Origin of the sequence: Mesorhizobium sp. M0626 (assembly GCF_040320665.1) — a bacterium.
GTDB lineage: Bacteria > Pseudomonadota > Alphaproteobacteria > Rhizobiales > Rhizobiaceae > Mesorhizobium.
Genome location: NZ_JAMYQD010000001.1, coordinates 267,931 through 280,990 on the forward strand (window position 1 = coordinate 267,931; position 13,060 = coordinate 280,990).

General features: G+C 63.8%; 14 protein-coding genes. 4 read left to right on the top strand and 10 right to left on the bottom strand.

Annotation, left to right across the window (positions count from 1 at the left end; genetic code table 11):
• Positions 1 to 129: 129 nt before the first annotated feature.
• Positions 130 to 672, bottom strand: a complete 543-nt coding sequence (locus NKI37_RS01395) for a hypothetical protein (protein WP_352788304.1) — start codon at positions 670 to 672, stop codon at positions 130 to 132.
• Between the two features lie 330 nt (positions 673 to 1,002).
• Between NKI37_RS01395 and NKI37_RS01400 the strand changes: the two genes are divergently transcribed.
• Positions 1,003 to 1,167, top strand: coding sequence for a hypothetical protein (locus NKI37_RS01400; RefSeq protein WP_023731181.1), 165 nt, complete (start codon positions 1,003 to 1,005; stop codon positions 1,165 to 1,167).
• Positions 1,168 to 1,242: 75 nt separating this feature from the next.
• On the opposite strand, the gene NKI37_RS01405 is transcribed toward NKI37_RS01400, so the two are convergent.
• Complete coding sequence (locus NKI37_RS01405; protein WP_023669071.1) at positions 1,243 to 1,749, bottom strand: DUF1993 domain-containing protein; 507 nt, start codon at positions 1,747 to 1,749, stop codon at positions 1,243 to 1,245.
• A 124-nt stretch (positions 1,750 to 1,873) separates the two neighbouring features.
• On the opposite strand from NKI37_RS01405, the gene NKI37_RS01410 reads away from it, so the two are divergent.
• Positions 1,874 to 2,932 carry a DUF1176 domain-containing protein gene (locus NKI37_RS01410; protein ID WP_023816551.1) on the top strand — a complete coding sequence of 353 codons (1,059 nt, stop codon included), beginning with the start codon at positions 1,874 to 1,876 and terminating at the stop codon, positions 2,930 to 2,932.
• A 36-nt stretch (positions 2,933 to 2,968) separates the two neighbouring features.
• Here the strand turns inward: NKI37_RS01410 and NKI37_RS01415 are convergent, their stop codons facing one another.
• The 8 genes from NKI37_RS01415 to NKI37_RS01450 all read right to left on the bottom strand — a co-directional run bounded on the left by NKI37_RS01415 (position 2,969) and on the right by NKI37_RS01450 (position 10,786).
• Entirely contained in the window at positions 2,969 to 4,174 is a 1,206-nt protein-coding gene (locus NKI37_RS01415; RefSeq protein ID WP_023816550.1) for an epoxide hydrolase family protein, read from the bottom strand.
• A 74-nt stretch (positions 4,175 to 4,248) separates the two neighbouring features.
• Entirely contained in the window at positions 4,249 to 5,166 is a 918-nt protein-coding gene (locus tag NKI37_RS01420) for an alpha/beta hydrolase family protein (RefSeq protein WP_352788301.1), read from the bottom strand.
• A 185-nt stretch (positions 5,167 to 5,351) separates the two neighbouring features.
• Positions 5,352 to 6,962, bottom strand: coding sequence for an NTP transferase domain-containing protein (locus NKI37_RS01425; RefSeq protein WP_352788299.1), 1,611 nt, complete (start codon positions 6,960 to 6,962; stop codon positions 5,352 to 5,354).
• A complete protein-coding gene (locus NKI37_RS01430; protein ID WP_352788296.1) occupies positions 6,959 to 7,663 on the bottom strand; it encodes an XdhC family protein in 705 nt (234 codons plus the stop codon). Before NKI37_RS01430 ends, NKI37_RS01425 begins: the two co-directional genes overlap by 4 nt.
• Positions 7,664 to 7,665: 2 nt before the next feature.
• The gene (locus NKI37_RS01435) at positions 7,666 to 8,004 is read right to left on the bottom strand and encodes an XdhC family protein (protein ID WP_023734542.1); all 339 of its coding nucleotides are present in this window, start codon (positions 8,002 to 8,004) and stop codon (positions 7,666 to 7,668) included.
• 58 nt (positions 8,005 to 8,062) lie between these two features.
• Positions 8,063 to 9,328 carry a vWA domain-containing protein gene (locus NKI37_RS01440; protein WP_352788294.1) on the bottom strand — a complete coding sequence of 422 codons (1,266 nt, stop codon included), beginning with the start codon at positions 9,326 to 9,328 and terminating at the stop codon, positions 8,063 to 8,065.
• Between the two features lie 4 nt (positions 9,329 to 9,332).
• Positions 9,333 to 10,262, bottom strand: a complete 930-nt coding sequence (locus NKI37_RS01445) for an AAA family ATPase (RefSeq protein ID WP_023700847.1) — start codon at positions 10,260 to 10,262, stop codon at positions 9,333 to 9,335.
• Positions 10,259 to 10,786, bottom strand: a complete 528-nt coding sequence (locus NKI37_RS01450; RefSeq protein WP_352788292.1) for a flavin reductase — start codon at positions 10,784 to 10,786, stop codon at positions 10,259 to 10,261. Before NKI37_RS01450 ends, NKI37_RS01445 begins: the two co-directional genes overlap by 4 nt.
• A 180-nt stretch (positions 10,787 to 10,966) precedes the next feature.
• Here NKI37_RS01450 and NKI37_RS01455 point away from each other — a divergent pair, with 180 nt between their 5' ends.
• Both NKI37_RS01455 and NKI37_RS01460 read left to right on the top strand, forming a co-directional pair.
• Positions 10,967 to 12,037, top strand: coding sequence for a branched-chain amino acid ABC transporter substrate-binding protein (locus NKI37_RS01455; RefSeq protein ID WP_352788290.1), 1,071 nt, complete (start codon positions 10,967 to 10,969; stop codon positions 12,035 to 12,037).
• Entirely contained in the window at positions 12,037 to 13,056 is a 1,020-nt protein-coding gene (locus NKI37_RS01460) for a P1 family peptidase (protein ID WP_352788288.1), read from the top strand. Before NKI37_RS01455 ends, NKI37_RS01460 begins: the two co-directional genes overlap by 1 nt.
• Positions 13,057 to 13,060 lie beyond the last annotated feature (4 nt).

Below are 13,060 nucleotides of genomic sequence, written 5' to 3' on the forward strand. Positions count from 1 at the left end.
CGCTTTTTTTGCAAGGTCCGCGCTTTTCCGGCTTTGGCGCAACGCGCGTCCATCTTCTCGCAACGCTCTTTCATCGACCAGGCTGATACACTACTCGGCTCCAACCTTTGCGTGAATTGTGAGAGTGCTCTAACGGCGTGCCCCAGCCAAAGCCCGCCGCTTGGCCTCATCGATCAGCATATTGGCCACCTGCATGCGGATCATGGCGCGCTGGCGCAGATGCGGCGCGACGCGGTCGGGGTGGTTGGCGAAGGCGAAGCTGCGGCGCATGCGGCCGAGATCGGCGTTCTTGACGGGATGATCGAGGCCGAGCTCGACGGCGATCGCGTCAGGGTCGATCGGCGGCAGCTTTTCCTCGGGCTTTGCCTCCTCGCCGGCCAGCGCCAGCTTGGCATGATCGAGAAGGGCCGCGAATTCTGCGGCCAGATCGGCTCCCGCCTCGCGGTATTCGGCGGCGAATGTTTCGCCCGAGACCTTGATGCGGCCGGAATGAAGCTCGTCGGCCACGGAGAGATAGTCGAACGGGATCGACGGCCGGGCGCTCGTCTCTTCCGCCCCCTCATCCTTGTCGGAGGCAACGAACAGATCGTCGAGCAAGGAAGCGAAATCCCGCTTGGCGCCGATGTCAGCCTCCCCCTCGTTTAAGCGTGCGAACAGAGCCGGTCGCAGCATAGAACCGGCTCGTTAAAAATGAATGCCGCTGATCTTAACCAGTTTAGGCGTTTGCGAGGCTTGCGCGGGCCCGGTTGGCGATGTGCAAGACCCAACAAAAAGCCGGACTGCATTTGCATGCAGTCCGGAAATTCGCCAGGAGTGGCGAGGAAAAGCCGGCCATGTGCCAGCGTCTATGCATACGGTGGGGATGCGCCACAAGTTTCAGCGCACGCGGCAATTGTGCCGAAAAAAATTCGCTTGGCATGGCTGCCATGCAAATGCTGCACTGCACAATCTTCACAATTTTCCTATATTCGGCGCCGTGGAGGATCAACAAGGGGCCGAATCATGGGGTTCTTCACTGAAACGTTTGCCCGTCCGCGTCCGCAGGAGCATCAGCGTTATCGTTCCGCCCTGGCACTGCTGCACTCGATGAGCAATGCCGACCGCGCCGACATCGGCGTCAAGCCGGCCGATTTCCCACGCATCGCGCGCGAAATGTCACTGCGTTGAGTAAGCCTTGGCGCTGAACCAGCGTCATACGAAGTTTCCCGGTAGCGGCCGGGAAACCTCGCAACGCGCAATTCGTCAACGATTACCGAGATAGGCGCCCTTGGTCAGCGGCACGCCATTGTGGCGCAGGATGTCGTAGGCGGTGGTCACGTGGAAATAGAAGTTGGGCATGGCGACATGCAGCAGATACTGCATGCCGGGCATCGAAGCCTCGCGCTGGCCAAACTTCAATTCGACCACCCTTTCATCCGAACCATCGAATTCGGCGGCCGAGAATGACGCCAGCAGATCGAGCGTCTTGGTCAGGCGCGCCTGAAGCTCGGCGAAGGTCGCTTCATTGTCTTCGTATTTCGGCACCTCGCGACGGGCCAGCCGTGATGGCGCGCCCTTGGCGTGGTCGGTGGCGACCTGCACCTGCCTGACCAGCGCGTACATGTCGGGCGCCAACCTCGCGGTCAAAAACACCTGCGGGTCGATCTTGCGCTCGGTTGCATTCTGTTCGGCCGCCGACAGCACGCCGGACAGCGCCTTCAGCCTGGCCGAAAACACCGGCACCGAGGCTTCATACATCGATAGTGTCACGTTCAAATCTCCATTGCGGCTGAAGCGCCGACGGCGGGACGTAGCGCCTTCCCGGAGGATTTTTCAAGCGTCACCACGTCGCCGCAATCTCTATGATAGACTCCTTCGTGGTGGAGATTCTCCGATGAGACGCGTCTTTCTGGCAGCGGCCGCCTTTTGCTCCCTTGCCGCATCCGGCCAGGCTGTGTTCGCCGACGATGAACCGGCAGCCGATGGCCAAGCCCCTTACGTCGATGACAGGTCGGACGCCGCAGCCGTCATCCGCTCGCTCTACAGCGCCATCAACCGGCACGAATTCGCCCGCGCCTGGGCTTACTACGGCGATACCAAGCCGGCAAAGGATTTTGATACCTTCGTCAAGGGCTATGACGGCACCGACAAGGTCGACGTCGAAACCGGCGCCATTTCCGATGAAGGTGCGGCCGGCAGCATCTATTACAGCGTTCCTGTCGCCATCCGCGCCACCGACAAGGACGGCAATGAAGCGGTCTTCGCCGGCTGCTACACGCTGCGCCAGGTCAGCGCTCAGATCCAGGCCCCGCCGTTCCGACCGATCTTTATCGACAAGGGCGCGCTGAAGCCGTCCAAGGCCGATTTCGAGGAGGCGCTGCCGCCAAGCTGTGGTGACGGGCCGCCGCCGCCGAAGAAGGACACCGCACTCGAGCACGTGAAGAAACTGTTCGCCGCCGATTATGGCGATCAGTGTGACAAGCAGTTTCTCGGCGAGGAGCCGAACATCTTTTCGATCAAATACAAGGCAAAGGACGCGGCTGCCAGCGATCCCGACAAGGAAACGCGGCTTTTCGAGTTCTACTGCCAAGCGGCAGCCTATAACGCAAGTTCGGTCTACTACATGACCGACGAAGTATCGGGCGTGCGGCAGTTGCAGTTCACCGAGCCCGAAATGGATATCCGTTACGAGAACAATGACAGCGACGGCAAACTGCTGGGCATGGATATCATCGGCTTCCGCACGACCGGCTGGGCGGCCAACTCCGAATATGACGAAGACGCCAAGACGCTGACCACGTTCAACAAATGGCGCGGCATCGGCGACGCCTCGGACAAGGGGATATACCTGTTCCGTAACGGCGATTTTTCCCTCGTCCAATATGATGTGGACGCGTCTTACGATGGCGAGGAGAACCCGCAGACGGTGGTCGACTACAACACCGCGCCGTAGGGATCTTACCAGGAACCGCCGCGCTCAAGCAGTCCTTCACATTCGCCTTCTCGTTTCAGGCCGGGAACGCATCGGCCGGAAGAAGGCGCGAATGTCCTCGACCAGAAGACTCGGTTCCTCCAGCGCAGCGAAATGGCCGCCTCGCGGCATCGATGTCCATCGCTGAACGTCAAAGACCCGCGCCACCCAGGATCGAGGCGGCATCGGCAACTCGCGAGGGAAAAGCGCTACCCCAAATGGCGGCGAAACGCGTTCCAGCGTCTCGAACGCAAGAGGGAACAGTCGATTCTCCTTGTAGAGCCGCAAGGACGAGGTGAGCGCGTTGCTGAACCAATAGAGCGAAACATCCGTAAGGAGCGTGTCCATGCCGAAGGTGCGCTCCACGTCACCGTCGCAATCGCTCCAGCTACGGAACTTCTCGATCATCCAGGCTGCGAGACCGATCGGCGAGTCTGTCAGAGCATAAGCAAGCGTCTGAGGCTTCGTGCCCTGCAGATGGGCATAGGCGCCCTCCGTTGCCGTCCAGGCCGCGGCCTTTTCCAGAAAGGCCTGCTCCTCAACGGTGACAGATGGCAGACCTGCACCCAAGGGTGGCCGATAGCTCCCGGGAATGTAATTGACGTGGACGCCAAGCACGCTTTCGGAATGGAGCCGTGCCATCCAGGCGGAAACGCCCGCGCCGATGTCGCCTCCTTGGGAAGCGAAGCGGTCGTAGCCGAGCCCGCGCATCAACTGTACCCATAACTCCGCGATGCGGCCGGAATGGAAGCCTGGTTCCGTCGGCGCCTGGGAAAAGCCGTATCCGGGCAAAGAGGGAACTACCACGTGGAAAGCGTCGGCCGGGTCACCACCATGGGCAGCTGGGTCTGCCAGCAATGGAATGACGTGTTCCATTTCGATGAACGAGCCGGGCCAGCCATGCGTTATGATCAGCGGCAGCGGCGCCGGTCCGTTGCCTGGCTGGTGGACAAAGTGGACATCTAGGTTGTTCAGCCTCGTCAGATATTGCGGCAGCCGGTTCAGCCGCGCCTCTTGCGCTCTCCAGTCGAAGCGGTCTCGCCAGTAATCCGCAAGACGCTTGATGAACGGCAGCTCGGCCCCATCGCTCCAGCCCGCTTCGCTTAGCGGAATTGGCCATCGTGTTGCGCTAAGCCGGCGCTGGAGATCTTCAAGTTGTTCGTTCGGAATTTGGATCTTGAAGGGGTGAGCGTCCATCGCTGTGCTTCCGATCTGTTGGATCATATCAGCCTACACCAGTAAGGATATCGGCCGAACCATGATCGCCAAAACCAACGGGCACCTCTGGGCCATATGCCTCAGGGCGCTTTTGACAGCATCCAGTTCAACGTTTGGCGCCAGTCCACCATGCGGATCGGCGTGCCGTGGGTGCCCGTTTCAAAACGGACGAAGTGTGTCGGATAGGGATAGGCCTTCGACTTCGCGATGATGGAGCGGAAGAAGGCTTCCTGTTTCTCCACGGGAAAGACCGGGTCCTTGCTGCCCTGGCCGAAAAACACCGGCACGTGACGCCTGTAAGCCGGGCTCGAAAGGAAGCTGTCATCCCATAGCGAGCCGAGCAGCAGCAGCCCGCTGATGCGCCGTCCGGTATCGTCGCGGCCGGCAAGTTTCCAGCACAGCGCACCACCCATCGAGCCGCAGGCGACGAAAATCTTCGCGTCCGGCGAGGCCTCGGCATAGTGGCCGATCAGGGCTGCGATCTGCGCCGCGCCCTTGTCGCCGAAATCGGTGAAATCCGGTGAGAGGTAGAGGCCGCCATTGCCGGCCATCAGGTTCTTGATGCGGTTGAAATTGCCGCCGAAGGTGAAGTCGTCGACACCCTGCTTGCGGCTGCCGCCCTGCCCGTGCAGGTAAAGCACGATGATGCCGGCGCCATCGGTCTTGCCGACAGCGACATGCCTGACATCGCCGGCATCGGTTTTCAGCATCAAATCCTGCTGCACCTTGCGCACGCCGGTGTCGGTATACTGCGCATGCACGCGCTTTTCCGGCACTTCGTCGCGGTCGTTGATGTCGCGCATCTCGCGATAGTCGATGACGGTGTAGGCGCCTTTGTCCGTGGACGAGAGCGTCGCCGGATAGGCGAAGAGGTCATCCTTGTAGGGTTTTAGTTCGAGCGCGTCGGCGTGGGCGGCAGAGAACAGGAAAAAGAGCGAAATCAGAAGGCTATGGAGCGCGGCCGCCCCCCTCTGGCCTGCCGGCCATCTGCCCCTCAAGGGGGGAGATTGGATATCACGCCGCCTTCCGCCAATCTTCAAAGCTGCAGGATAGACGCCGCCATCGAGGCTGCTGATCTCCCCCCTTGAGGGGGAGATGGCCGGTAGGCCAGAGGGGGGTAGAAGCGCTGAGGCAAGTAAAGAGAGAGCCATGCTAAAGGCATGCGTTTTTCGGCTTCACTTTGTCAATCCTGCAGCACGCCGCCGGCGTCTTCCAGCGCCTCGCGGGTGTCGATATCGATCGACGCGCCGTCGCCGATCTCGACGTCGATGACATCCAGTCCCTCGGCCTCGACCAGATGGCGGGCGCCGGTGTCGCCCTCGAGGTGAGCGATGCCTCCAAACAGCGCGCGTGGCAGCAGCACCGGATTGCCGCGGCGGCCGTCATGGGCGGCACGCACCACTGAGCGGCCGCCGTCCCTACGGAAGGCCTCGATCAACCGGTCGAGATCGGCCGATGAGATACCCGGCATGTCGCCGAGGACGATCATGGCGCCGGCCGCCTCGGCTCCAACGCGGGCAATGCCGGCTTTTAGAGACGAGGACAGGCCGTCAGCAAACTCCGGATTGTCGGCGAAGATCACGTCGAGGCCGGTCAAGGCTTGGTGCACCCGCTCACGCTGGTGGCCGGTGACGACAACGGTGCTGGTTGCCTTCGAGGCCAGTGCGCGCTCGACTGTCCGGCGCACCAGCGGTTTGCCGTCGAACAGCGCCAGAAGCTTGTTCGGCCCGCCCATGCGGCTGGAGCGACCGGCGGCCAGAAGCACGATCTCGACCTTCAGCCCGGCTCTCGCCGGCAGCGGCTCGCGCGGCTGCGGCCGGGTCGGGATTTCCATCAAGAGGCCGCCAACGCCCATGCCGGCGATGTCCTTGGCGGTGACGTCGAGGCCGGCGATCAGCCTGTCGAGCACCCAATCGAAACCGTTCTCCTTGGGGCTGCGGGCGCAACCGGGCGCGCCGATGACGCGCTTGCCGTCGAGCGTGCCCAGCACCAGCAGATTGCCGGGATCGACGGGCATGCCCGCGCGGATCACCGTGCCACCTGCTGCCTCGATCGCCGCCGGAACGACATCGTTGAAATCGCTCATTGCCGAGGCGCCGAAGATCACCACCATGTCGTTGTCGCGCGCCAGCGCGGCCGCTGCCTCGGCTACAGGCGCGATCTCGTGCGGCGTGCGGCGCTCCGTCGTCAGCCGACCGCCGGAGCGTGCCAGCCGGGCCTCGGTGACGCGCAGCGTCTTGTCGAGCACGCTGGGCTTGATGCCGGGCAGCATCGTCTGAATGACGCCGATGCGCACCGGATGGTAGGCGTTGACGGCGAAGATCTCGCCGCCGGCGCAGATCTTTGTCACCGCATCGACAAGGGCCGAGGCAACGGCGAACGGGATGATCTTGACCGTCGCCACCATTTGCCCCGTCTCGACCGGCGCGTGCTGCGCCAGCGTGGCGATGGTGATGGTCGGGTCGACCGCATTGATGGCGTCGATCATGGCGGCATCGACGGTGAAGAGACCGGCGGCCTTGGCATGGAGGTTGACGCGGCCGGTCGCGGCAGGTTTTGCCTCGATGTTGCGGTGGGCCATGCTGGCAGCAATCTTTTCGGCCGCCGCATCCTCGCTGAGGTCATCGGCGGCAAGCACCGCCACGACGATCTCGGTAATGCCGGCCGCCTTCAGCACCGCCACGTCCTGCGTGCTCAGCCTGTGCGCCTTGCGGAAACGCCGCTCGCCCGCCGTCGTGGCATGCGCCAGCACCGCGCCTTGCGCCTGGTCGATTGGAACCGGACCGAATCTCACGCCGCAGCGCCTTTCGATTCCAGCCCGCGCGAGCGAAAGGCGTGGATCGTCTGCGCCAGGATGGCGACGGCGATCTCGGCCGGGCTCGCCGCGCCAATGTCGATACCGATCGGTGCGTGGATGCGGGCGATCTGGTCGGCGCTGGCGCCGAGCGCCAGCAGGCGCTCGACGCGCCTGGCGTGTGTTTTGCGGCTGCCGAGTGCGCCGACATAGAAACAGTTGGCGTCGAGCGCGGCCTTCAGTGCGAAATCGTCGATCTTCGGATCATGGGTGACGGCGGCGAGCGCCGTATAGCTGTCGAGCGGCTGGCGTTTCAGCACATCCTCCGGCCATTCGGCATGGAGTGCTACATCGGGAAAACGGTCCGGGGTGGCGAAGGCGGTGCGCGGATCGGCGATCTCCAGGGGATAGCCGGCGATCCTGGCCATCGGCGCCAGCGCCTGACTGATATGGACGGCGCCGACTACCACCAGGCGCGGCTGCGGCAAATGCGCGTTGAGGAAGAAGGTGCGCCCTTCAGCCTCGACCGAACCCGAATTGCCGGTGCGGAAAGCCTTGGCGATCGCTTGCCCGAGATCGCCGGCAACCTGGTCGCCTTCTCGCACGATGCGGTCGCGGCCGTCGCCGAGATCGGTCACCAGGATCGCCGCACGGCGGGCACGGCGTTCGGCATTGAGGGCTTTGAGAGCGTAGGGATCCATGCCTAACCGAGCCGCTCCACATAGACCTTGATGCGGCCGCCGCAGGATAGGCCGACCTGCCAGGCGGTCTCGTCGGCAACGCCGAACTCCAGCATTTTGGCCTTGCCGCTGTCGATGACGTCGATCGCCTCGCTTACCACGGCGCCCTCGACGCAGCCGCCCGAGACCGAGCCGTGGAAATTGCCTTCGGCGTCGATGACCAGATGACTGCCGACCGGCCTCGGCGCCGAACCCCAGGTCTCGACCACAGTGGCGATGGCGACATCCTTGCCGTCCTTCATCCAGCCCTCCGCGATGATCAGCGGATCGCGGGCTTCATCGAGATAGATGCTGTTGTCCATGATCGCTTGCCTCAAAGTCTGTTTTTCTCTGGGAGCCTGTTTTCGGAATCCAATATGGCTATGCGGCGCGCCTGACACCAGCGTCCAGCCAGCGACGCGGATCGACCGAAGCGGCGGATTTCTTGTCCAGCGAGGCGCAGAGGTCGGCCAGCGCATCGAGATTGTGTACCGAGCGGAACTCGTCGACATGAGGCAGCATCGCTCTGACGCCGCGGGCCCGCGCCTCGAAGCCGCCAAAGCGCAGAAGCGGGTTGAGCCAGATCAGCCGCCGGCAGGATTTGTGCAGGCGATCCATTTCTTGCGACAGGCCGGAAACATCGTCGCGCTCCAAACCGTCGGTGATTAAAAGCACCACCGCGCCCTGCCCGAGCACGCGGCGTGACCAGTGCTTGTTGAATTCCGCCAGCGTATCGCCGATGCGGGTGCCGCCCGACCAGTCCTTGACCGCCGCCGAGCAGTCGGCAAGGGCGGCATCGGGGTCGCGATGGCGCATCTGCCGCGTGAGATTGGTCAGCCGCGTGCCGAAGACGAAGGTGTGCACGCGCCGCCGTTTTTCGGTCAGCGCATGCAGAAAGTGCAGGAAGATGCGCGTGTATTGGCTCATCGAACCGGAGATATCGGCGAGAACCACCAGCGGCGGATGCACTTCGCGGGCTGAGCGGAATTTCGGCAGGATCAGTTCGCCGCCGGTGCGCGCGGCCGAGCGCATCATGGCGCGTGGATCGATACGGCGGCCATGCAGGTCTGCCTTGAAGCGTCGGGTACGGACCATGTCGAACGGCAGCCGCAGCCGGGCAATCGCCTTCTTGGCGTCTGCCATCTCGTCGGCATTCATCTGGGCAAAGTCCTTGCCGCGCAGCACTTCATTCCCAGAGAAGGTTAGCCGGGCGTCGACTTCAATCTCCGGGATTTCCCTGACCGGCCGATTCTTCTCGTGGCCTTCGAACATGGCCTGGCTGACGCGGTTTTCTGCCGTGCGCGGCTTTTGCTTCTCCCTGGTGTCGGGCGCCACCGGCGAGAACATCGCCAGAAGTTTCTCGATCAGCTCGCGCGATTTCCAGAATAGCCGGAAGGCTTCGTCGAAAACAGGGTGATCCTCGTGCCGCGACACCAGCACGGCATGCAGCGTCCAGTAGAAATCGTCGCGCGAACCGATGCCGGCTGCCAGCACCGCCTCGATCCCATCCTTGACCGAAGCCGGCCCGACCCGCATGCCGGATTTGCGCAAGGTGCGGGCGAAATAGACGATGTTGTCGGCGATGCGCCCGTCTTCCGTCGCCTCTCTGGGGTCGGTCTCTTTGGGGTAAGCACCCGGCGCCTTCACTGCCCTACTCCGCCGCCGCCAGTTCGGCCTTGACCTCATCGAGGATGCGCCGGCCCTCGCCCGCGCCGATGCGGGCAATGTCGTCCTGGTATTTCAACAAAACGCCGATCGTGTCGGAGACGGTTTCGGGATCGAGCGCCACCTTGTCGAGTTCGGTCAGCGCGCCGGCCCAGTCGATGGTTTCGGCGACACCCGGCGCCTTGAACAGCTCGACCCGGCGCAGCTTCTGGATGAACGACACCACTTCCGCGGAAAGTCGGCTGTTGGCCTGCGGCACCTTGCGGCGCACGATCTCCAGCTCGCGCTCGGCATTGGGATAGTCGACCCAGTGATAGAGGCAGCGCCGCTTCAGCGCGTCGTGGATTTCGCGGGTGCGGTTGGTGGTGATGATGACGATCGGCGGCTCCTCCGCCTTGATGGTGCCGAGCTCAGGCACCGTCACCTGGAAATCGGACAGGATTTCGAGCAGGAATGCTTCGAAAGCCTCGTCGGTGCGGTCGAGCTCATCGATCAGGAACACCGGGGCCGCACCCGCCTTGCCGGTCAGCGCATCGAGCACCGGGCGGCGGATCAGGTATTTTTCGGAAAAGACATTGCGCTCCATGTCGGAGCGGTCGACCGAGCCTGCCGCCTCCTCCATGCGGATCTCTATCATCTGCGCGGCGTAATTCCACTCATAGACAGCGGACGAGACGTCAAGCCCTTCATAGCATTGCAGGCGGATCAGCCGGCGGCCGAGTGCCTGCGCCAGCACCTTGGCGATCTCGGTCTTGCCGACACCGGCCTCCCCTTCAAGGAACAGCGGCCGCTGCATGCGCAGGGACAGGAACAGCACCGTTGCCAGCGAGCGGTCCGCGACGTAGTCCGCGCCGGTCAGGAGATCGAGCGTTTCGTCGATCGTCCGCGGCGCGGGGCGCGGTTTCAGCTCGGTCATTCTTTCTCCGTTGCCGCCTCTGCTCCGCTCTGCAGCACGTGGTAGTCGCGGGCGTGGTAGATCAGCGGCCGCAAATTATCGCCCATGCGCAGGCCTGTCACCTTGCCAAAAAGCACACGATGGGTGGCGAGATCCTTGGTGTCGATCAATTCGCAGTCGAAAACCGCAAGAGCGCCCTTCAGGGTAGGCGCGCCCGTCGATATGACATCCCACTCGCCAAGCGCGAAACGCTCATCGGCCGACAGCCCGGTCAGGCCTGAAAACGCCACCGATAGGGGCTGCTGGTGCGAAGCCAGCGTGTTCAGCGCAAACCGGCCGTTTTGCATGAACAGCTCGTTCTTGGCATTCTCGCGGTTCAGACAGACGAGAACCGTCGGCGGCGTGTCCGACACCGAACAGGCGGCAATCACCGTCGTGCCGCGTTTGCCGGCGGCCCCGTCGGTGGTCACCACATGGACATGGCCGGCAAAATGCGCCATCGCGTCGCGATAGGCCTGGGGCCCTATGTCGTTCAACTTCAACACCGATGATTTTCCATAAGCGGGAATCCAAGCGTTATATATGGCGGCACACAATAGGCCACAAGCGAAGTGCTTGACGCCAATCCGCAAATTCCCGTGTTGCGCCTGGGGCGGGCAGCCTTTAGGTCTTGGCGGAAGAGACGCTGGAAGCATGCGACCGGCACGGAGGAATTCGTCGTCAGAATGCGACCCCTAACAGCTGTAATAGCGGCACTGCTCTGGCTGCTGCCGGCAAGCGCCGGCGCGCAGACTTTGCTTGTCGGCGTCGCCGCACCCCTGTCCGGTCCGTCGGCGATCCTGGGCAAGCAGATCGAGGCGGGTGCTGCCCTGGCAGCAGAAGCCAACGGCGCCGAGATCAAGACGGTCGACGATGCCTGCACAGCCGATGGCGGCGCCGCCGCCGCGAGGGAGTTCGCGGCGGCGAAGGTCAAGGTCGTCGTCGGCTTCCTCTGCACCGAGGCGATCCAGGCGGCGCTGCCGATCCTCAAGGACGCTGACATACCGGTCATCACCGTTGGCGTGCGCACCGAAAGCCTGACCGATCGCCGCGCCAAAACCGGCTGGCCGGCCTATCGGCTGGGGCCGCGCGGCGATGACGAGCGCAATGCGGTGGCCGCCATCCTGACCCGGCTGTGGCAGAGCGAATTGTTCGCCATCGTCGATGACGGCACAATCTATGGCCGCGAAATCGCCGAGACGCTGCGCGCCGCAGCGGAGCAGGCAGCGCTGAAGCCGGTCTTCACAGACACGTTCCGGCCCCAGCTCGACAACCAGATCGGGCTGATCGGCCGGCTGAAGAAGGCGGGCGCCACGCATGTCTTTGCCGGTGGCGACGGCGACGACATCGCCATTATGGGCCGCGACGCCGGCCAGCTCGAGGCCGGCATTGTCTTTGCCGGCGGCGAGAATTTGCGCACGCCACCCGGCGATGTGCCTTACGCCGTCGGCACGCTGATGATCGCGCCGCCGGAATGGGCCGATGTCGCCGATCCCAAGGTGCTGGCGGCGTTTACGGCCAAAAACATCGCGCCGGATGGCTATGCCTTGCCGGCCTATGCGGCGGTGGAGATTGCCAAGGCGGCCTCGGCCGCGCCCGAGACCTCGGGCAAGGGGCTGGCCGACGCGCTAACCGGGCACGATTTCACCACCGCGATCGGCCCGCTGCGGTTCGACGACAAAGGCGATCTGAGCCAAAACCTCTATCGCGCCTTCCGCTTCGACGGGACGCGTTTCGTGCCGGCGGAGACGAACTGATGTTTCGCACCGGGCCGCGCAATCTGATCACCGATGTCGCCGGCCTGCGCGTCGGCAACGCGTCGGACGCCAAGCTGAAATCGGGCGTCACCACCGTATTGTGCGACGAACCGGCGGTCGGTGGCGTGCAGATCCTCGGCGGCGCGCCGGGCACGCGCGAGACCGATTTGCTCGAACCGCACAATTCCATCGAGGCGGTTCATGCCGTCGTGCTTTCGGGCGGTTCGGCCTTCGGCCTCGACGCCGCGTCGGGCGTGCAGGCGGCGTTGCGTGAAAAAGGCATTGGCGTCGATGTCGGCGGCTTTCGGGTGCCGGTCGTGCCGGCGGCGATCCTGTTTGACCTGCGCAATGGCGGCGACAAGGATTGGGGCCGTTATCCTCCCTACCGCGACCTCGGCTACGAAGCCGCCCAGGCGGCAACAGTCGACTTTCCGCTCGGCACAATCGGCGCCGGCACCGGCGCGCTAAGCTCCGGGCTGAAGGGCGGCCTCGGCTCGGCCTCGACCGCGCTCGACAGCGGCATCACCATCGGCGCGCTCGCCGCCGCCAACCCGACCGGCTCGGTGACGATTGCGCGTACACGCTATTTCTGGGCGGCACCCTTCGAGATCGGCGATGAGTTCGGAGGCCTCGGCTATCCCTCGCCGATGCCGGACGACGCCAGGCGGATCCTGTTGAAATACCGCGACAAGCGTGTCGGTGGACAAGTCGAGGCCGGTGGCAACACCACCATCGCCGTCATCGCCACCGATGCCGTGCTGACCAAGGCGGCAGCCAAGCGGCTGGCCATTTCAGCGCATGACGGCTTCGTGCGCGCCATCTGGCCGGTGCACACGCCGGCCGACGGCGATCTGGTGTTCGCGCTGGCGACGGGCAAGAGCGGCATAGAACTCAGCGCCGACGATGCCGTCGATTTCTTTGCCGCCGCCGGCGCCACCATGGCGCGCGCCATCAGCCGCGGCATCCATGCCGCGACGCCGGCCGATGGCGATCTGTTTCCGGTGTGGTCGTCGCGCTGACTTT

Coding starts and splice junctions, on each gene's coding strand:
- NKI37_RS01395 (WP_352788304.1), bottom strand. CDS start 672: ATGCTGCGACCGGCTCTGTTCGCACGCTTAAACGAGGGGGAGGCTGAC.
- NKI37_RS01400 (WP_023731181.1), top strand. CDS start 1,003: ATGGGGTTCTTCACTGAAACGTTTGCCCGTCCGCGTCCGCAGGAGCAT.
- NKI37_RS01410 (WP_023816551.1), top strand. CDS start 1,874: ATGAGACGCGTCTTTCTGGCAGCGGCCGCCTTTTGCTCCCTTGCCGCA.
- NKI37_RS01415 (WP_023816550.1), bottom strand. CDS start 4,174: ATGATCCAACAGATCGGAAGCACAGCGATGGACGCTCACCCCTTCAAG.
- NKI37_RS01430 (WP_352788296.1), bottom strand. CDS start 7,663: ATGGATCCCTACGCTCTCAAAGCCCTCAATGCCGAACGCCGTGCCCGC.
- NKI37_RS01435 (WP_023734542.1), bottom strand. CDS start 8,004: ATGGACAACAGCATCTATCTCGATGAAGCCCGCGATCCGCTGATCATC.
- NKI37_RS01445 (WP_023700847.1), bottom strand. CDS start 10,262: ATGACCGAGCTGAAACCGCGCCCCGCGCCGCGGACGATCGACGAAACG.
- NKI37_RS01455 (WP_352788290.1), top strand. CDS start 10,967: ATGCGACCCCTAACAGCTGTAATAGCGGCACTGCTCTGGCTGCTGCCG.
- NKI37_RS01460 (WP_352788288.1), top strand. CDS start 12,037: ATGTTTCGCACCGGGCCGCGCAATCTGATCACCGATGTCGCCGGCCTG.